Consider the following 18,653-nt stretch of genomic DNA (forward strand, 5'->3'; position numbering starts at 1 on the left):
CACGCCCGGAGGGCGTTCGCCCCCCGGCCGGGGTTACGCCTTGCGGAGGCGGAAGGTCAGGGCCAGGGGGGCGTCTTCGAAGGGGGGGCCGTAGGCGGCGTCGGCCTCGCCGGTGGCGAAGTCGGTCGCGAGGACCTCGTCCGCGATCAGGCCCGCGTGATCCGTGAGCGCCTGCCGCAGCTCCTCGTCCGCCGTCTCCCACCGCAGTGCGATCCGGTCGGCCACGTCCAGGCCGCTGTTCTTGCGGGCCTCCTGGATCAGCCGGATCGCGTCACGGGCCAGTCCGGCGCGGCGCAGCTCCGGAGTGATCTCCAGGTCGAGTGCGACGGTGGCGCCCGCGTCGGAGGCCACCGACCAGCCCTCGCGCGGCGTTTCGGTGATGATCACCTCGTCCGGGGAGAGCGCGACGGTCTCACCGTCCACCACCACCGAGGCCGTGCCCTGGCGCAGGGCCAGCGACAGCGCCGCGGCGTCCGTCTCGGCGATGGCCTTGGCGACCGGCTGGGTGCCCTTGCCGAAGCGCTTGCCGAGCGCGCGGAAGTTGGCCTTCGCCGTGGTGTCCACCAGCGAACCGCCCACCTCGCTCAGCGAGGCGAGGGAGGAGACATTCAGCTCCTCCTCGATCTGCGCTCGCAGATCAGTGGAGAGCAGCTCGAAGCCGGTTGCCGCGACCAGCGCGCGGGACAGCGGCTGGCGGGTCTTCACGCCGGACTCGGCCCGGGTGGCCCGGCCCAGTTCGACCAGCCGCCGGACCAGCGCCATCCGGGTCGACAGGGCGGGGTCGATCATAGCCTGGTCGGCCTCCGGCCAGCCCGCCAGGTGGACGGACTCCGGCGCCCGGGGGTCCACCGGCACCACCAGGTCCTGCCAGACCCGCTCGGTGATGAAGGGCACCAGCGGGGCCATCAGCCGGGTGACCGTCTCGATGACCTCGTGCAGGGTGCGCAGCGCGGCGGCGTCGCCCTGCCAGAAGCGGCGGCGCGAACGGCGCACATACCAGTTGGACAGATCGTCCACGAACGACGACAGCAGCTTTCCGGCGCGCTGGGTGTCGTAGGCCTCCATGGCCTGGGTGACCTGCTCGGTCAGGGTGCCCAGTTCGCCCAGCAGCCAGCGGTCCAGCAGCGGACGGTCGGCCGGGGCCGGGTCGTCCGCGCCGGGCGACCAGCCGGAGGTACGGGCGTACAGGGCCTGGAAGGCGACCGTGTTCCAGTAGGTCAGCAGCGTCTTGCGGACGACCTCCTGGATCGTGCCGTGGCCCACCCGGCGGGCGGCCCAGGGCGAGCCGCCCGCGGCCATGAACCAGCGGACCGCGTCGGCGCCGTGCTGGTCCATGAGCGGGATCGGCTGGAGGGTGTTGCCCAGGTGCTTGGACATCTTCCGGCCGTCCTCGGCCAGGATGTGACCGAGGCAGACCACGTTCTCGTACGAGGACTTGTCGAAGACCAGGGTGCCGACCGCCATCAGCGTGTAGAACCAGCCACGGGTCTGGTCGATGGCCTCGGAGATGAACTGCGCCGGGTAGCGCTTCTCGAACAGCTCCTTGTTGCGGTACGGGTAGCCCCACTGCGCGAAGGGCATCGATCCCGAGTCGTACCAGGCGTCGATCACCTCGGGCACGCGCCGGGCGGTGAGCGAGCAGCCCTCCGCGGTGCAGGTGAAGGTGATCCCGTCGATGAAGGGGCGGTGCGGGTCCAGACCTGACTGGTCGCTGCCGGTCAGCTCGGAGAGCTCGGCGAGGGAGCCCACACAGGTCAGGTGGTCCTCCGCGCAGCGCCAGATGGGCAGCGGGGTGCCCCAGTAGCGGTTGCGCGAGAGCGCCCAGTCGATGTTGTTGTTGAGCCAGTCGCCGAAGCGGCCGTGCTTGACCGAGTCGGGGAACCAGTTGGTCTTCTCGTTCTCCCGCAGCAGCGCGTCCTTGACCGCGGTGGTGCGGATGTACCAGGACGGCTGGGCGTAGTAGAGCAGCGCGGTGTGGCAGCGCCAGCAGTGCGGGTAGCTGTGCTCGTACGGCAGGTGCCGGAAGAGCAGGCCGCGCTCCTTGAGGTCCGCCGTCAGCGCCTCGTCGGCCTTCTTGAAGAACTGGCCGCCGACCAGCTCCAGGCCCTCCTCGAAGGTGCCGTCCGGGCGGACCGGGTTGACCACCGGCAGGCCGTAGGCGCGGCAGATCTTGAGGTCGTCCTCGCCGAAGGCCGGGGCCTGGTGGACCAGACCGGTGCCGTCCTCGGTGGTCACGTACGCGGCGTTGACCACGTAGTGCGCGTCCTCGAGCGGCACCAGGGAGAAGGGGCGCTGATAGGTCCAGCGCTCCATCTCGGCGCCGGTGAACGACTGCCCGGTCGGCGTCCAGCCCTCGCCGAGCGCCTTCTCCAGCAGTGGTTCGGCCACCACCAGCGTCTCCTCGCCGTTGGTCGCGGCCAGGTAGCGCACCTCGGGGTGGACGGCGACGGCGGTGTTGGAGACCAGCGTCCACGGGGTGGTCGTCCACACCAGCAGCGACGCCGCACCGGCCAGCGGGCCGGAGGTCAGCGGGAAGCGGACGTAGACCGAGGGGTCGACGATGGTCTCGTAGCCCTGGGCCAGCTCATGGTCGGAGAGGCCGGTGCCGCAGCGCGGGCACCAGGGGGCGACGCGGTGGTCCTGGACCAGCAGCCCCTTGGTGAAGATCTCCTTGAGCGACCACCACACCGACTCGATGTACTCGGGGTTCATCGTCCAGTAGGCGCCGTCGAGGTCGGTCCAGTAGCCCATCCGCGTGGTGAGCTCGGCGAAGGCGTCGGTGTGCCGGGTCACCGACTCGCGGCACTTGGCGTTGAACTCGGCGATGCCGAACGCCTCGATGTCCTTCTTGCCGTTGAACCCCATCTCCTTCTCGACGGCCAGCTCCACCGGCAGGCCGTGACAGTCCCAGCCCGCCTTACGGTCGACGTGGTAGCCGCGCATGGTGCGGAAGCGCGGGAACACGTCCTTGAAGACGCGGGCCTCGATGTGGTGGGCGCCCGGCATGCCGTTGGCGGTGGGCGGGCCCTCGTAGAAGACCCACTCCGGCCGGCCCTCGGACTGCTCGAGGGTGCGGGCGAAGATCTTGTTCTCCCGCCAGAAGTCGAGCACGGCGTGCTCGAGGGCGGGCAGGTCGACCTGGGCGGGCACCTGGCGGTACAACGTCATCGGGAATCTTCCTCCGGCGGACACACGCTCGTCGTTCCGTCGGAGGGACGAGAGCCGTGCGCTCCCGCGGTACCACCCTCCTTGGCCGGGGGCACTGCGCTCCCAGCCCCCTCATTGGGGTCGCGATGCCGGTTCTACTGGCCCTGGACGGGGGTTCTTCCGGCGGCTCCGGGGTGATCCTTCGCATCGCGCTCGCCCCCGGGCTCTCACCGTCCCCGGGTCGCTCATGGCCGCGTACGACGCTACTCGTCCCCATCCACGCCTTTCGCTGCGCCCAGTGTACGGGGCCGGACGGACCGCGGCCGACCGAGTTTTCCTCCCGCCGTCGCCGTACGGCTGCGCCGAGTGAGGTACCGGGAGCCCGGGGATGACCCGAATGCCGATACGCCGGGTGCTGGAGGCCGGGGGAGCGCCGGGTCACCCTCCCGTACCGGTCGCGGCCGGATTCACCGGGCGCGGAGTGGGGCACAACGGTGGAGACCGGGTTGTCGTACGGGCAAGCCGGGCGAATCGGGCGGCGTGCCCCGTTGCCGCGTGCCCGGAGTCGATTTATCGTTCCGGAACGATTCGCGAGCAAGATCACAATATGTGAAGGGGCCGCGGCCATGGTGGCTAGGAAGACCGCCGCGCAGGACAGCGCGGCGAAGGCGACGCAGGCCGCGCCCGCCAAGAAGCGCGCATCGGGCAAGAAGGCCACGAAGAAGACCGCCGCGGCGGCCACGTCCACGGCCGAGGCGACCGCGAAGGCTGCCAAGAAGAGCGCACCGGCCAAGAAGGCCACAGCCAAGAAGGCCGCACCGGCCAAGAAGGCGGTGCCCGCCAAGAAGACGGGAGCCAGGAAAGTGGTTGCGAAGAAGAGCCCGGCCGGTGCGCCGAGTGCGAAGAAGGCCACGACGACCGCCCACCCCGTGCCCAAGGCCCGGGCCGCGGGCGCCCCCGTCGACCCCGGCGAGCTCGCGGTACGCCCCGGTGAGGACCCCTGGTCGGCCGAGGAGGTGGCCGAGGCACGCGCCGGGCTGCTCACCGAGGCGGGTCGGCTGCGCACCGAGATCCTCGCCTCGGAGGAGGCGATCACCGGACTGATGCGCGACTCCGGCGACGGCGCGGGCGACGACCAGGCCGACACCGGCACCAAGAACATCACCCGTGAGCACGAGATGGCCCTCGCCGGGAACGCCCGGGAGATGCTGCTCCAGACCGAGCGCGCCGCCGAGCGGCTGGACGCCGGGACGTACGGGATCTGCGAGAACTGCGGCAACCCCATCGGGAAGGCGCGGATGCAGGCGTTTCCGCGGGCCACGCTCTGCGTCGAGTGCAAGCAGCGCCAGGAGCGCCGCTGACCGCCCGTACGCGTGTGCCGTACCCTCGTCCTCAGCCAGGGGGAGACTGGCCCGGACGACGTTGAGGGACTCACGTGACAGAGGCGGAGCAGGCCATCGGTACGCCAGACGCGGGGAAGGCCGAGGAGGACGCCGGGGCCGGTGCCGACCCGGCCGGCACCCAGGACAGGGGTAAGCGGCGGGTCGGGGTGCTGCTGGCCGTCGCCGCCTTCGCCTACCTGCTCGATCTGGTCAGCAAGCTGGCCGTTGTCGCCAAGCTGGAGCACCATGCGCCCATCGAGGTGATCGGCACCCTGCTCCAGCTCGAGGTGATCCGGAACCGGGGCGCGGCCTTCGGCTTCGGCGAGGCGATGACCATCGTCTTCACGGTGATCGCCGCCGCCGTGATCGTGGTGATCGCGCGGCTGGCCCGCAAGCTCTACAGCCTGCCGTGGGCCATCGCGCTGGGCATGCTGCTCGGCGGGGCCTTCGGCAATCTCACCGACCGGATCTTCCGGGCGCCCGGGCACCTCCAGGGCGCGGTGGTGGACTTCATCGCCCCGGCCCACTTCGCGGTCTTCAACCTCGCCGACTCGGCCATCGTGTGCGGCGGCTTCCTGATCGTGATCCTTTCCTTCCGCGGTCTGGACCCGGACGGCACGGTCCACAAGGACTGAGCGGAGTCCGGTCCTCCAGTGCCGGTGCCGGTGCCGGTGCGCGGGGTCCGGTGTGCGACTGCCGTACGAACCGGTCCGTCCGGTCCGGCATACTCGACGGGTGAGTACGATTCCCGAGATCCGCACCCTGCCCGTACCCGATGGCCTGGAGGGCGAGCGGGTCGATGCCGCGATCGCCAGGATGTTCGGCTTCTCGCGGACCAAGGCGGCCGAACTGGCCGCCGCCGGGAAGGTGCAGGTCGACGGCAGCGTGGCCGGTAAGTCCGACCGGGTCTCCGGCGGCGCCTGGCTCGAGGTCGAGATGCCGCAGGCCGCGCCGCCGGTGCGGATCGTCGCCGAGCCCGTCGAGGGCATGGAGATCGTCCATGACGACGACGACATCGTGGTGATCGTCAAGCCGGTCGGCGTCGCCGCCCACCCCAGCCCCGGCTGGTCCGGTCCGACCGTGATCGGCGGACTGGCCGCCGCCGGGTTCCGGGTCTCCACCTCCGGCGCCGCCGAGCGGCAGGGCATCGTCCACCGGCTGGACGTGGGCACCTCCGGGCTGATGGTGGTGGCCAAGTCCGAGCGCGCGTACACCCTGCTCAAGCAGCAGTTCCGGGAGCGCACCGTGGACAAGCGCTATCACGCGCTGGTGCAGGGTCACCCGGACCCGCTGAGCGGCACCATCGACGCACCGATCGGCCGCCATCCGCAGCACGACTACAAGTGGGCGGTGACCAGCGAGGGCAAGCCGAGCGTCACCCACTACGACCTGATCGAGGCGTTCCGCGCCGCCAGCCTGCTGGACATCAAGCTGGAGACCGGCCGCACCCATCAGATCCGGGTGCATATGGCCGCCCACCGCCACCCCTGCGTCGGCGACCTCACCTATGGCGCGGACCCGACGCTCGCCAAGCGGCTGAAGCTCACCCGGCAGTGGCTGCACGCGGTCCGGCTGGGCTTCGAGCACCCGGCCGACGGCGGCTGGGCCGAGTTCGAGAGCGCCTACCCCGACGACCTCCAGCGCGCGCTGGACATCGTCCGGGCGGAGAGCGCGTGACCGCCCACATCCTCCGCGTCATCACCGACGGCGATCTGACGGGCTGCTTCGCGGTCCGCCGCGAGGTCTTCGTGGGCGAGCAGGGGATTCCCGAGACCGAGGAGATGGACGCGTACGACAGCGCCGCCGTCCACCTCCTGGCGACCGGCGCCGAGGGGCGTCCGGTGGGCACGGTCCGCTTTCTGCACGGCGCCGCGGCCGACAAGAAGTACGGCCACGCCGGGGTGGACGGCGCCACCACCGCCGCCCTCGGCCGACTGGCCGTGACGGCGGCGGCCCGTGGCACCGGGCTCGGCGCCGCGCTGGTACGGGCCGTCGAGGCCGAGGCCCGCCGCCGCGGGCTCACCGCGGTCTATCTGGAGGCCCAGACCTCTGCGCTCGGCTTCTACCAGCGGCTGGGCTACGAGGCGTTCGGCCCGGAGTTCGACGAGGGCAGCGGTATCCCCCACCGCGCCATGCGGCGGGCGCTCTAGCGCACTCCCCGGGGCGGTCGCTACTTGGTCAGCTTGTCGTCGAAGCGGGTGAAGTGGTCCTCGCGCTCGGTGCGGCGCCGCGGCTGCGGGGTGGGGGCGGCGATCGGCGCGGCCGCGGTGGCGATCCTCGGCAGGGCGTACGGATGGACGTCCCGCAGGAACGCGATCATCTGCTCGCGCACCTCGCAGCGGACCGTCCAGGCGTCGTCCGGATCCCGGGCGGTGACCAGCGCCCGCACCACGATGGTGCTCGGGGTGGTGTCGGTGACCAGCAGGTTCCAGTCCCGGCCGTCCCAGGCGGTGGAGCTCTGCACGATCTCCCGCAGCCGGTCGCGCATCTCCTCGATCGGCGCGCCGTGGTCCAGGTGGAACAGGACCGTGGCGGTCTTCTGGGTGCCGCCGCGCGACCAGTTCTCGAACGGCTTGGAGGTGAAGTACGAGACCGGCATGGTGATCCGGCGCTCGTCCCAGGTCCGTACGGACAGGAAGGTCAGGGTGATCTCCTCGACCGTGCCCCACTCGCCGTCGACCACCACCGTGTCGCCGATGCGCACCATGTCGCCGAAGGCGATCTGGAGTCCGGCGAAGAGGTTGCCCAGGGTCGACTGGGCGGCGATACCGGCGACGATGCCGACGAGTCCGGCCGAGGCCAGCATCGAGGTGCCCACCGCGCGCATCGCCGGAAAGGTCAGCAGCATCGCGGAGATCGCCACCACTCCGACGACGGCCGTCACCACCCGCTGGATCAGCGTCACCTGGGTGCGCACCCGGCGCACCCGGGCCGCGTCATGGGCGCTGGCGGCGTAGCGCGAGTAGGTGGACTCCACCACGGCCGACGCGACCCTCACCACCAGCCAGGCGGTGGCCGCGATCAGCACCAGCGCCAGGAGCTGGCCGATGGCGTCGCCGTGTTCCTTGACGACCTCGGCCCGTGTCTCGTCGTACGAACCGCTGAGCAGCGCCGTGCACACGGTCACCTGGAGGGGGAGCCGACAGCGGCGCAGCAGACCCCACAGCGGGGTCTCCGGGTGCCGGGCGTCGGCCCTCCGCAGCAACCAGTCGACGGCCCAGCCGATGCACATCGTGATGGCCAGCGAACCGCCGATGACGACGAGCGGACGCAGTACGTCCTCCATGGACACCTACCTCATCCTTCCTTCGCGAGTCCTGGATGTCCCGTCTTCCCGGATCCACCTCCTCCGGAACGTAACTGGCACGATGGGAGGAGCGCGAACCACAGAGAGCGCGTACCACGAAAGAGGAGAAGTGAAGCGGTGGCGGAAGCGTCGACGGTCGTTCTGTTCCACTCCGCGTACGGGCTGCGCCCCGCCGTGCACGCGGCGGCCGAGCGGCTGCGCGGGGCCGGGCACGAGGTGATCGTGCCCGACCTGTACGAGGGGCGGACGGCGGACACCGTCGAGGAGGGAATGGCCGTCAAGGACGAGATCGGCCGGGAGGAACTGCTGAGGCGGGCCGTCACCGCCGCCGCGCCCCACTCCGAGCGCGGGCTGGTCTACGCGGGCTTCTCGCTCGGCGCCTCGGTCGCGCAGAACCTGGCCCTGGGCGACGCCAGGGCGCGCGGGCTGCTCCTGCTGCACGGCACCTCGGATATCGCCGATGACGCGGCCGTCGACGAGCTGCCGGTGCAGCTGCATGTCGCCGACCCCGATCCGTTCGAGCCGCACGACTGGCTCAGCGCCTGGTACCTGCGGATGCGGCGGGCGGGCGCCGAGGTGGAGGTCTTCCGTTACGCCGGGGCCGGGCATCTGTACACCGACCCCGAGCTGCCGGACTACGACAAGGAGGCGGCCGAGGCCACCTGGCGGGTGGCCCTCGGCTTCCTCGACGAGCTCTGATCCGGCGAACTCCCGGCCCTCAGGGGCGGGTTCAGGTCACCGGCGCGTCCACGCGCTCGATCTTCTGGGTGCCCGAGCGCGTACGGTACGACCGGGCCCAGGCCGAGGTGGCCTGCTGATCGGTGCGGTCGGAGACCGTGTAGTAGTCCATCTGGGCCCGCTCGGCGGTGATGTCGAGCACACCGTAGCCGTGCGAGTCCATGTCCACCCACTTCACATGGCGGTTGGCCGCCTTGATGGCGGCGGCCGCCAGCAGGGACACCGTGTGCGGCGCCACATGGAGGATGTCGTCGATGTTGTCGGAGGTCACCGAGGTGACCACGAACTCGGTGGCGGCGGACCGGGACAGCGGATAGGTGGCGGCCTTCACCGGTACGTCGTTGGCCCACGCCATATGGATGTCACCGGTCAGGAAGACGGTGTTGTCGATGGAGTTGTCGGTCAGATGGGCCAGCAGCTCGCGCCGGTCGTCGGTGTAGCCGTCCCACTGGTCGGTGTTGATGGTCAGCCCGCCCTTGGGCAGTCCGAGCAGCTCGGCGAGCGGGCCCAGCAGATCGGCCGGGATGGCGCCGAAGGCCACCGGCGAGATCATCACCGAGTTGCCCACCAGCCGCCAGGTGGTCTGCGAGCCGGACAGACCGGACTTGAGCCAGTCGAGCTGGGCGCGCCCGGTGACCGTGCGGTTCGGGTCGTCCACCGCACCGCTGCCGGTGGACGCCTGCTGGTCGCGGTATGAACGCAGGTCCAGCAGATGGAGGTCGGCCAGGGTGCCGTAGCGCAGCCGCCGGTAGGTGGTGCCCTGGGTGGAGGGGCGCACCGGCATCCACTCGAAGTACGCCTGCTTGGCGGCGGACATCCGGGCCGACCAGGAGCCCTCGCCGGCCGGGGTGTGGTTCTCCGCCCCGCCCGACCAGGCGTTGTCGGCGAACTCGTGGTCGTCCCAGATGGCGATCATCGGCAACGCGGCGTGCATCGCCCGCACATCGGCGTCCGTCTTGTAGGTGGCGTGCCGGACGCGGTAGTCGGCGAGGGTGATGATCTCGTGGGTGGGCCGGTGCGGCCGGACGACGTACTCGGCCTCCGGGTACTCGCCGCTCTTGTACTCGTAGATGTAGTCGCCGAGGTGGAGGATGGCGTCCAGGTCGGTACGGCCCGCCAGATGACGGTACGGCGAGAAGTAGCCCGCCTCCCAGTTGGCGCAGGAGACGACGCCGAAGCGCACCCCGTCGGTGGCGGCGTCCTGGGCGGGGGTGGTGCGGGTGCGGCCCACCGCCGAGGTGGCGCCGCCGTCGGTGCTGAACCGGTAGAAGTAGTCGGTGGCGGGCTTCAGTCCGCGCACATCGGCCTTGACGGTGTGGTCGGAGGCGGCGGTGGCGCGGACGGTGCCATGGGCGACGACCGAGCGGAACTCCTTGTCGGAGGCCACCTCCCAGCGGACGTCGACGGCGGGGCCGCGGCCGGAGCCGGGCACCGCCTCCGGTGTGGGAGTGATTCGGGTCCACAGCAGGACTCCGTCGGGCAGCGGGTCACCGGAGGCGATGCCGTGCTCGAAGGACGGACCCTGCGCGGCATGGGCCGGGAGGCCGGCGGCGAGGGGCAGCAGGGCGGCGGTCGCGGCTACGGCCGTGACGGCGCTGCGGCGCGATATGTGGTGGTTGTCATGGGGGGTCACGGCCGAGCAGATTACTGGTAAGTAATCCCAGGGGACAGGCCCTAGGGGGAAGTTCGCCTACATGTATCCCTAGATACCGCGCGAGGACACCGACGGGGCCGGTGCGCGGGCCGCTTCCGGCGCGCACCGGCCCCGCGAAGGTCCGGAAGGGCGTGGCTACTTCTTCAGGTACTGCTTGACGAGCGGGGTGAACTGCTCCGGAGTCATCGGAGGGTTCTTGTTGACCTCCAGGAGATGGCCGTTCATCTGGAAGGCCGGGGTGCCGTCGATCCCGTACTTCCTGGCGTCGTCGTAGGTCTTGGACATCTCGACCGCCCAGTGGTCGTAGGTGCCCTTCTCCACGGCCCGCTCGAACTCCTTGTTGCCCTTGAGCGCCTTGACCTGCTGTGCGACGGCGAGCAGTTTCTTGTCCTCGGAGAAGGCGTCGTCGGTCTCCGTGGGGTGGTTCTTCGCCGAGTAGAGGGCGGACTTGTACTCGAGGAAGGCGTCCGGGCTGACGTTGAGCGCCGCGCCCAGCGCGCTCAGGGCGTTCTTGGAGCCCACGCCGATGATCTGCTGGGCGTCGTCCAGGAAGGCGGCCATCGTGAACTGGGCCTTGTACTTCCCGTCCTTGATGTCCTTCTCGACGGTCTTGCCGGTGAACTGCTCGAACTGGGAGCAGACCGGGCAGCGCATGTCCTCGTAGACATGCAGGGTGTTCTTGGCGCTCTTCTTGCCGATGATCACCGTCGTGCCCTTGGGGCCGGTCGCGTTCGCGGGTATGACCAGCTTGGTCTTCTCGGCGGCGGCCGTCCACTTCTGGCTGGCGTTGTCGCTGTTCATATTGGAGACGGCATAACCTATGCCGCCGGCTATCGCCAGGACCGTGACGACTGCCCCGCCCACGAACAGCTGGCGGCGCATCCGGTCCTTCTTCGCCTGGCGCTCGCGCTCGGCGCGCAGCCGCTCGCGTGCGGCCTGCTTGTTCTGATGGCTATTGCGGTTGCTCATATGTGATCGATCTCCGTCGTGAATGCGTCAGTACTGCGTACGGGTGGGTGGATCGCTGTGCTCAGACCAGAGCCGAGCGGGGCGGTCCACGACGCACGACGGAGTGCACCAGGAGGGGGAGCGCGGGCGCCGGACGGACCGGGCGCACCACGCGCGGAGCCGGGCCGAGCGGCCGCGGTGCCGCACCGGCCGCCGCGGCGGCCAGCAGCAGCGGCCGGAAGGCGAACCAGGCCAGCGAGGCCAGCAGCCGGCCGACGGCGGTCTCGCCGCGGCGCAGCCAGGCCGAGGCGACCAGCCCCACCGCGACATGCGCGGCCAGCAGCAGCCAGGGCGTGGCGGAGCCGACCGCGTCCGTCAGCGGGGTGCCGCCGCCCGCATGGGTCACCTGGGCCAGCGGTGAGCCCACATCACCGCCGCCGCAGAGCACGGTGACGCCCATGGAGCGCAGGGAGCCCGTCACGGGGCCGCCGGACGGTCCGTAACAGGTGTCCTGGCCGATGGTGAAGACGGTGTCGGCGGCCAGCTCCAGCGGGACGAGCAGGGCGGCGATGCTCCAGAAGCCGCGCTCCCGGCCCGCGAGGGCGTAGGCGACGGCGAAGACGGCGACGGCCAGCGTGGCGAGCGTGGCCAGCGGCAGAGGTGTGTGCGACAGCACCACATGGGACGCCGACGACAGCGTGACGCACAGCGCTGTGAAGAGCGCCGCGCGCACGGTCCTCAGTGCGGGTCCGGTGCCGTCCATGACCTCAAATTTTGCCATGCTCGGCCGTATGGGCGACATCAAGAGCCGGTGCCCGGCTCCGGTCACCCCTTGAGCTGGTCGTTCACCGCCTCGGTGAACTCGGTCGCGGTGAGCGGGGCGCTTCCGCCGCTCCCGGTGAGCGCGGTGCCGTCGAGCTTCACGGTGGGGGCCGCGCCCACCCCGGACCGGTCGAAGGCCGAGGCCATCTCCTGCGCCCAGCGGTCGTAGGTGCCCTTGCGGACGGCTTCGCGGAAGGCGGCACTGTTCTCGAGGGCGGGTACGTCGTCGGCGATGTCCAGCAGGAAGGCGTCGCCGGCGAAGGAGTCCTCGGCCTCCTCGGGGTGGTGCTCCTCGGACAGCAGTGCGGCCTTGTAGTCGAGGAAGGCGTCGGTGCTCACGTTGAGTGCCGCCCCGAGCGCGCTGAGTGCGTTCTTGGAGCCGCTGCCCTTCAGGCTCTTGTCCAGGAACGTGGCGAAGTGGAAGGACGCCTGGTACGTGCCGTTCTTGATGTCCTTACGGACGGTGGGTCCGACCTTCTGCTCGAACCGGGCGCAGGGCGGGCAGCGCAGATCCTCGTAGACATCGAGGGTGTGCCCGGAACCCTTGGTGCCGATGAGCACGGTGGTGCCGTGGGGGCCGGAGGTGTGTGCGGGCTTGACCAGTGCGCCCGAGCCGGAGCCGTCCGCACCGCCGTTGCTGTTTCCGCCGCCGCCTCCGCTGTTGCTGGCTCCGGCGGCTCCGGAGCCGGAAGAGTCATCCGTGCTCCCCGAGGGGGCGGAGCCCGCCGGGCCCGGCAGGGAGGGCTGCGACTGGTCCGCGGAGCCCTGGGAGCCCGGGTCCGTCGCGTCGTCATCGGTGATCACCAGGATGGCGGCGAGCACCGCGGCGGCGGCCGACACCCCGATGATCGTGGTCAGCGCGGCCCGGCGCTGCCGGTCCCGCGGCGGCGGGGGAGGGCCCCAGCCCCCGCCGCCGCCTCCGCCCGGTGGCGGCGGCGGGCCGGGCGGAAAACCCGGTGGCTGGGCGGGCGGTGGCCCCGGGGGCGGCGGGGGCGACCCCGGCGGAGTCGTCCCGGGCGGCGGGAACGGCTGGTGCTGACCGTTGTGCTGCGGGTCCGGCTCGCCCCCCGGCGGCTGCTGTCCGTGCTGTCCAGGCCACATGACCGCAACGATAGAGGGCGGGCCGGTGGACGGGGGCCGGCGGGTCCTGCCCGCCGACCGCGCCAACGGCCGCCCGTGGCCCGGGTGCCGGGCCGTCAGAGACCGGGGATGCGCCCGTTGCGGAAGAGGTCCACGAAGATCTGGTGGTCGGCCCGCGCCCGCGCCCCGTAGGAGTGCGCGAAGTCCACCAGCAGCTCCGCGAAGCCGTCCTCGTCGGCCGCGATCACCGCGTCGATGGCGCGCTCGGTGGAGAACGGCACCAGCGAGTGACCGCTCTGGTCGTCGGCGGCCGCGTGCATGGTGGCGGTGGCCCGCCCCAGGTCGGCGACGACCGCGGCGATCTCGGACGGGTCGTCGATATCGGACCAGTCGAGGTCCACCGCGTACGGCGAGATCTCGGCGACCAGCTGCCCGGCGCCGTCCAGCTCGGTCCAGCCCAGCCACGGGTCGGCGTGGGCCTGGAGGGCGCGCTGGGAGATGACCGTGCGATGGCCCTCGTGGTGGAAGTACGCGCGCACCTGCTCATCGGTGATGTGCCGGGAGACCGCCGGGGTCTGCCCCTGCTTCATATAGATCACCACATCGTTCTCCAGGGCGTCGCTGTTGCCCTCCAGAAGGATGTTGTACGAGGGGAGCCCGGCGCTGCCGATGCCGATGCCCCGGCGGCCCACGACGTCCTTGACGCGGTAGGAGTCGGGGCGGGTGAGGCTGGACTCCGGCAGCGTCTCCAGATAGCCGTCGAAGGCGGCCAGCACCTTGTAACGGGTGGCGGCGTCCAGCTCGATGGAGCCGCCGCCCGCGGCGAACCGGCGCTCGAAGTCGCGGATCTCGGTCATCGAGTCCAGCAGTCCGAAGCGGGTCAGCGAGCGGGCGTCGCGCAGCGCGTCCAGCAGCGGGCCCTCGGCGGTCTCCAGGGTGAACGGCGGCACCTCGTCGTCCTTGGCGCCGGTGGCCAGGGCGTGGACGCGCTCGCGGTACGCGGCGGCGTAGGTCCGCACCAGGTCGGAGATCATCTCGTCGCTGAGCGCCTTGGTGTAGCCGATCAGCGCGACCGAGGCGGCGAAGCGCTTGAGGTCCCAGGTGAAGGGGCCGACGTACGCCTCGTCGAAGTCGTTCACATTGAAGATCAGCCGACCGTTGGCGTCCATGTAGGTGCCGAAGTTCTCCGCGTGGAGATCGCCGTGGATCCACACCCGGCTGGTGCGCTCGTCCAGATAGGGACCGCCCGAGCGCTCCCGCTCCACATCCGAGTAGAACAGACACGCCGTACCGCGGTAGAACGCGAACGCCGAGGCGGCCATCTTCCGGAACTTGACGCGGAAGGCGGCCGGGTCGGCGGCGAGCAGCTCGCCGAAGGCGGTGTCGAAGACGGCGAGGATGTGCTCGCCGCGCTGTTCCGCCTGGGTCTGCTGGGTCGACATGCGGAACGCCTCCTGGGGCATGAGGGATCTGGCCGGGGTGAGTGGAACCGAACAGGAACCGACAGGGTAAGTGCCGTCACGCCCCGGCGCGCGCATCGGCGCCCGCCGGAGAGGACGGCCTGTCCGGATCAACGCCTGAGGCTACTCGCGAGTGCCCGTCCGCTGTCAGTGCGGAGGGGTAACCTTCGGAGCTGGCTCGCCCTGCCGTCATCGACCGTTCTCCGGAGGTCTGCCACCGTGACCAAGCCGCCCTTCACGCACCTGCACGTTCACACCCAGTACTCGCTGCTGGACGGTGCCGCGCGGCTGAAGGACATGTTCAACGCGTGCAATGAGATGGGCATGACCCATATCGCCATGACCGACCATGGCAACCTCCATGGCGCGTATGACTTCTATCAGCAGGCGACGGGCGCCGGGGTCACCCCGATCATCGGCATCGAGGCGTATGTGGCTCCGGAGTCCCGCCGCTACAAGCGGAGGGTGCAGTGGGGCCAGCCGCACCAGAAGCGCGATGACGTCTCCGGTTCCGGTGGTTACACCCACAAGACGATCTGGGCGGCGAACAAGACCGGTCTGCACAATCTCTTCCGGCTCTCCTCCGACGCCTATATGGAGGGCTATTTCGTCAAGTGGCCCCGGATGGACAAGGAGACCATCGCCCAGTGGTCGGAGGGGCTGATCGCCTCCACCGGCTGCCCCTCGGGCGAGCTCCAGACCCGGCTGCGGCTCGGCCAGTTCGACGAGGCCGTCAAGGCCGCCTCCGAGTACCAGGACATCTTCGGCAAGGACCGCTATTTCCTGGAGCTGATGGACCACGGCATCGAGATCGAGCGCCGGGTCCGGGACGGGCTGCTGGAGGTCGGCAAGAAGCTGGGCATCCCCCCGCTGGTCACCAATGACTCGCACTACACCTACTCCCGCGAGTCCACCGCCCATGACGCCCTGCTGTGCGTCCAGACCGGCAAGAACCTCTCCGATCCCGACCGCTTCCGCTTCGACGGCACCGGCTACTACCTGAAGTCCACCGACGAGATGTACGCCATCGACTCCTCGGACGCCTGGCAGGAGGGTTGCCGCAACACCCTCCTGGTGGCCGAGCAGGTCGATGCCACCGGCTGGTTCGACAAGCGCGACCTGATGCCGCGGTTCGACGTCCCCGAGGGGTTCACCGAGGTCACCTGGTTCCAGGAGGAGGTCCGCAAGGGGATGGCCCGCCGCTTCCCCGGTGGCGTCCCCGAGGACCGCCAGAAGCTCGTCGAGTACGAGATGGACGTCATCATCCAGATGGGGTTCCCGGGATACTTCCTCGTGGTCGCCGACTTCATCATGTGGGCGAAGAACAACGGCATCGCGGTCGGCCCCGGCCGCGGCTCCGCGGCGGGTTCCATCGTCTCGTACGCGATGGGCATCACCGACCTCGACCCGGTCGAGCACGGGCTGATCTTCGAGCGGTTCCTCAACCCCGAGCGCGTCTCCATGCCCGATGTCGACATCGACTTCGACGAGCGCAGGCGCGGTGAGGTCATCCGGTACGTCACCGAGAAGTACGGCCATGACAAGGTCGCCCAGATCGGCACCTACGGCACCATCAAGGCCAAGAACGCGATCAAGGACTCGGCCCGGGTGCTCGGCTATCCGTACGCGATGGGCGACCGCATCACCAAGGCCATGCCCGCCGACGTCCTCGGCAAGGGCATCCCGCTGTCCGGTATCACCGACGAGAAGCACCCCCGCTACAGCGAGGCGGGCGAGGTGCGCGGGATGTATGAGAACGAGCCGGATGTGAAGAAGGTCATCGATACCGCGCGCGGTATCGAGGGCCTGGTGCGCCAGATGGGCGTGCACGCCGCGGGCGTGATCATGTCGAGCGAGACGGTCACCGACCATGTCCCGGTCTTCTCACCGAAGAACGACGGCCAGGTCGTGACCCAGTGGGACTACCCCACCTGTGAGTCGCTCGGCCTGCTGAAGATGGACTTTCTCGGCCTGCGGAACCTCACCATCATGGACGACGCCGTGAAGATGGTGCGGGCCAACAAGGGCGTCGATCTCACGATGCTCGACCTGACCCTGGACGACCCCAAGACCTTCGAACTGCTCTGCCGCGGTGACACCCTCGGCGTCTTCCAGTTCGACGGCGGCCCCATGCGCTCCCTGCTGCGCATGATGAAGCCCGACAACTTCGAGGACATTTCCGCCGTCTCGGCCCTGTACCGGCCGGGCCCGATGGGCATGAACTCGCATATCAACTACGCGCTGCGGAAGAACGGCCAGCAGGAGATCACCCCGATCCACCCCGAGCTGGAGGAGCCGCTCAAGGAGGTCCTCGGGATCACCTACGGCCTCATCGTCTACCAGGAGCAGGTGCAGAAGGCCGCCCAGGTGCTCGCGGGGTATTCGCTGGGCCAGGCCGACCTGCTGCGCCGGGCGATGGGCAAGAAGAAGCAGGAGGTCCTCGACAAGGAGTTCGTCCCCTTCCAGAAGGGCATGCGGGACCGGAACTACTCCGACGAGGCCATCCAGGCCGTGTGGGACGTACTGGTCCCGTTCGCCGGATACGCGTTCAACAAGGCGCACTCCTCCGCGTACGGCCTGGTCACCTACTGGACCGCCTATCTCAAGGCCAACTACCCGGCCGAGTACATGGCGGCGCTGCTCACCTCGGTGCGCGACGACAAGGACAAGTCGGCGATCTACCTCAACGAGTGCCGCCGTATGGGCATCAAGGTCCTCACGCCCAATGTGAACGAGTCCGAGGCCAACTTCACCGCGCAGGGCGACGATGTGATCCTCTTCGGCCTCACCGCCGTGCGGAACGTCGGTCAGAACGTGGTGGAAGCGATCATCCGCAGCCGCAAGTCCAAGGGGAAGTACAGCACCTTCCCCGACTACCTGGACAAGGTCGAGGCGGTCGTCTGCAACAAGCGCACCACCGAATCGCTGATCAAGGCGGGCGCCTTCGACGAGATGGGCCACACCCGCAAGGGGCTCACCGCGCACTACGAGACGATGATCGACAACGTGGTGGCGGTGAAGCGCAAGGAGGCCGAGGGGCAGTTCGACCTCTTCGGCGGTATGGGCGACGACAGCGGCGGTGACGGCGGCCCGGGCTTCGGTCTGGACGTCGAGTTCTCCGATATCGAGTGGGAGAAGACCTATCTGCTCGCCCAGGAGCGGGAGATGCTCGGTCTCTATGTCTCCGACCATCCGCTCTTCGGTATCGAGCACGTCCTCAACGAGAAGGCGGACGCCGCCATCGCCCAGCTCACCGGCGGTGAGCACGCCGACGGCGCGATCGTCACCATCGGCGGCATCATCTCCGGTCTCCAGCGCAAGATGACCAAGCAGGGCAACGCCTGGGCCATCGCCACCGTGGAGGATCTGGCCGGTTCCATCGAGTGCATGTTCTTCCCCGCCACCTACCAGCTGGTCTCCACCCAGCTGGTCGAGGACGCGGTGGTCTTCGTCAAGGGCCGGCTGGACAAGCGCGAGGACGTCCCGCGGCTGGTCGCGATGGAGCTGATGGTCCCCGATCTGTCCGAGGCCTCGGCCAACGCCCCGGTCACGATCACCATTCCGACGGTCAAGGTCACCCCGCCGCTGGTCGAGAAGCTGGGTGAGGTGCTCAGCCACCACCGCGGCTCCACCGAGGTGCGGATCAAGCTGCAAGGGGCCCGTAAGACCACGGTGCTGAGGCTCGACCGGCACCGGGTCACCGCGGATCCGGCGCTGTTCGGCGACCTCAAGGTGCTGCTGGGAGCGTCCTGTCTGGCCGGGTGACGCCCGGCCCCGTACCCATATGAGGGGCGCGCCCGGTCCGGGCGCGCCCCTCAACCGCTCACCGGCCGCGGTCAGTTATGGCCGAAACTCTTCTGCCGGTCCTTGCGGCCCGCCGCCGGGGCGCCCTCCGGTCGCATCGCCTGGGACTGCGTCTCCGACGAGGACCCCTGCGTCTGCTCGGCGGGGCGCTCGTCCATGCCGCGGTTCTGGCGCGCCTGCGGCTGCTTGCGATCGCGGTTCTTGTTCTTGCCCATGGTGGTGTGCCTCCAGTTGGGATCAGCCCCCCGGTGCAGGGCCCTCCGGAGAGGAAGCCCTCCGGCAAGAACAGTGACATGGCTCTGCTACAGGTG

Annotated in this window: 14 protein-coding genes; 6 read left to right on the forward strand and 8 right to left on the reverse strand. The window is 69.9% G+C overall.

Features of this window, described 5'->3' with window-relative positions; all coding sequences use genetic code 11:
* Positions 1-33: 33 nt before the first annotated feature.
* Positions 34-3,168, reverse strand: coding sequence for an isoleucine--tRNA ligase (ileS, locus tag AB0C66_RS09420; protein ID WP_362434979.1), 3,135 nt, complete (start codon positions 3,166-3,168; stop codon positions 34-36).
* Between the two features lie 605 nt (positions 3,169-3,773).
* On the opposite strand from ileS, the gene AB0C66_RS09425 reads away from it, so the two are divergent.
* The 4 genes from AB0C66_RS09425 (at position 3,774) to AB0C66_RS09440 (ending at position 6,679) form a co-directional block, all read left to right on the forward strand.
* A complete protein-coding gene (locus tag AB0C66_RS09425; protein WP_362434982.1) occupies positions 3,774-4,508 on the forward strand; it encodes a TraR/DksA C4-type zinc finger protein in 735 nt (244 codons plus the stop codon).
* A gap of 74 nt (positions 4,509-4,582) precedes the next feature.
* A complete protein-coding gene (locus tag AB0C66_RS09430; protein WP_362434984.1) occupies positions 4,583-5,164 on the forward strand; it encodes a signal peptidase II in 582 nt (193 codons plus the stop codon).
* Between the two features lie 100 nt (positions 5,165-5,264).
* Positions 5,265-6,206 carry an RluA family pseudouridine synthase gene (locus tag AB0C66_RS09435; protein ID WP_362434987.1) on the forward strand — a complete coding sequence of 314 codons (942 nt, stop codon included), beginning with the start codon at positions 5,265-5,267 and terminating at the stop codon, positions 6,204-6,206.
* Positions 6,203-6,679: a GNAT family N-acetyltransferase gene (locus AB0C66_RS09440; RefSeq protein WP_362434990.1), complete on the forward strand. Its 477-nt coding sequence runs from the start codon at positions 6,203-6,205 to the stop codon at positions 6,677-6,679. The genes AB0C66_RS09435 and AB0C66_RS09440 overlap by 4 nt, the downstream gene beginning before the upstream one ends.
* A gap of 20 nt (positions 6,680-6,699) precedes the next feature.
* Here the strand turns inward: AB0C66_RS09440 and AB0C66_RS09445 are convergent, their stop codons facing one another.
* Positions 6,700-7,815: a mechanosensitive ion channel domain-containing protein gene (locus AB0C66_RS09445; protein ID WP_362435627.1), complete on the reverse strand. Its 1,116-nt coding sequence runs from the start codon at positions 7,813-7,815 to the stop codon at positions 6,700-6,702.
* A gap of 138 nt (positions 7,816-7,953) precedes the next feature.
* On the opposite strand from AB0C66_RS09445, the gene AB0C66_RS09450 reads away from it, so the two are divergent.
* Entirely contained in the window at positions 7,954-8,535 is a 582-nt protein-coding gene (locus tag AB0C66_RS09450; RefSeq protein ID WP_362434993.1) for a dienelactone hydrolase family protein, read from the forward strand.
* 31 nt (positions 8,536-8,566) lie between these two features.
* On the opposite strand, the gene AB0C66_RS09455 is transcribed toward AB0C66_RS09450, so the two are convergent.
* From AB0C66_RS09455 to AB0C66_RS09475, 5 genes are all read right to left on the reverse strand, one after another.
* On the reverse strand, positions 8,567-10,207 hold the full coding sequence (locus tag AB0C66_RS09455; RefSeq protein ID WP_362434995.1) for an alkaline phosphatase D family protein: 1,641 nt from the start codon (positions 10,205-10,207) through the stop codon (positions 8,567-8,569).
* Between the two features lie 156 nt (positions 10,208-10,363).
* Positions 10,364-11,197, reverse strand: coding sequence for a thioredoxin domain-containing protein (locus AB0C66_RS09460; RefSeq protein WP_362434997.1), 834 nt, complete (start codon positions 11,195-11,197; stop codon positions 10,364-10,366).
* A 61-nt stretch (positions 11,198-11,258) separates the two neighbouring features.
* Positions 11,259-11,957, reverse strand: a complete 699-nt coding sequence (locus tag AB0C66_RS09465) for a hypothetical protein (RefSeq protein WP_362434999.1) — start codon at positions 11,955-11,957, stop codon at positions 11,259-11,261.
* 44 nt (positions 11,958-12,001) lie between these two features.
* Entirely contained in the window at positions 12,002-13,099 is a 1,098-nt protein-coding gene (locus AB0C66_RS09470) for a thioredoxin domain-containing protein (RefSeq protein ID WP_362435002.1), read from the reverse strand.
* 95 nt (positions 13,100-13,194) lie between these two features.
* Positions 13,195-14,520 carry a DUF2252 domain-containing protein gene (locus AB0C66_RS09475; RefSeq protein WP_362435004.1) on the reverse strand — a complete coding sequence of 442 codons (1,326 nt, stop codon included), beginning with the start codon at positions 14,518-14,520 and terminating at the stop codon, positions 13,195-13,197.
* A gap of 237 nt (positions 14,521-14,757) precedes the next feature.
* Here AB0C66_RS09475 and dnaE point away from each other — a divergent pair, with 237 nt between their 5' ends.
* A complete protein-coding gene (dnaE, locus tag AB0C66_RS09480) occupies positions 14,758-18,303 on the forward strand; it encodes a DNA polymerase III subunit alpha (protein ID WP_362435006.1) in 3,546 nt (1,181 codons plus the stop codon).
* A gap of 71 nt (positions 18,304-18,374) precedes the next feature.
* On the opposite strand, the gene AB0C66_RS09485 is transcribed toward dnaE, so the two are convergent.
* Entirely contained in the window at positions 18,375-18,557 is a 183-nt protein-coding gene (locus AB0C66_RS09485; RefSeq protein WP_362435008.1) for a hypothetical protein, read from the reverse strand.
* Positions 18,558-18,653: the final 96 nt, after the last annotated feature.

This window comes from Streptomyces sp. NPDC048636, assembly GCF_040650655.1.
Taxonomy (GTDB): domain Bacteria; phylum Actinomycetota; class Actinomycetes; order Streptomycetales; family Streptomycetaceae; genus Streptomyces.

Excerpts from the sequence above, each read along its gene's own strand:
- ileS (WP_362434979.1), bottom strand. The coding sequence starts at position 3,168 with ATGACGTTGTACCGCCAGGTGCCCGCCCAGGTCGACCTGCCCGCCCTC.
- AB0C66_RS09465 (WP_362434999.1), bottom strand. The coding sequence starts at position 11,957 with ATGGCAAAATTTGAGGTCATGGACGGCACCGGACCCGCACTGAGGACC.
- AB0C66_RS09485 (WP_362435008.1), bottom strand. The coding sequence starts at position 18,557 with ATGGGCAAGAACAAGAACCGCGATCGCAAGCAGCCGCAGGCGCGCCAG.
- AB0C66_RS09470 (WP_362435002.1), bottom strand. The coding sequence starts at position 13,099 with ATGTGGCCTGGACAGCACGGACAGCAGCCGCCGGGGGGCGAGCCGGAC.
- AB0C66_RS09445 (WP_362435627.1), bottom strand. The coding sequence starts at position 7,815 with ATGGAGGACGTACTGCGTCCGCTCGTCGTCATCGGCGGTTCGCTGGCC.
- AB0C66_RS09425 (WP_362434982.1), top strand. The coding sequence starts at position 3,774 with ATGGTGGCTAGGAAGACCGCCGCGCAGGACAGCGCGGCGAAGGCGACG.
- AB0C66_RS09475 (WP_362435004.1), bottom strand. The coding sequence starts at position 14,520 with ATGTCGACCCAGCAGACCCAGGCGGAACAGCGCGGCGAGCACATCCTC.
- AB0C66_RS09460 (WP_362434997.1), bottom strand. The coding sequence starts at position 11,197 with ATGAGCAACCGCAATAGCCATCAGAACAAGCAGGCCGCACGCGAGCGG.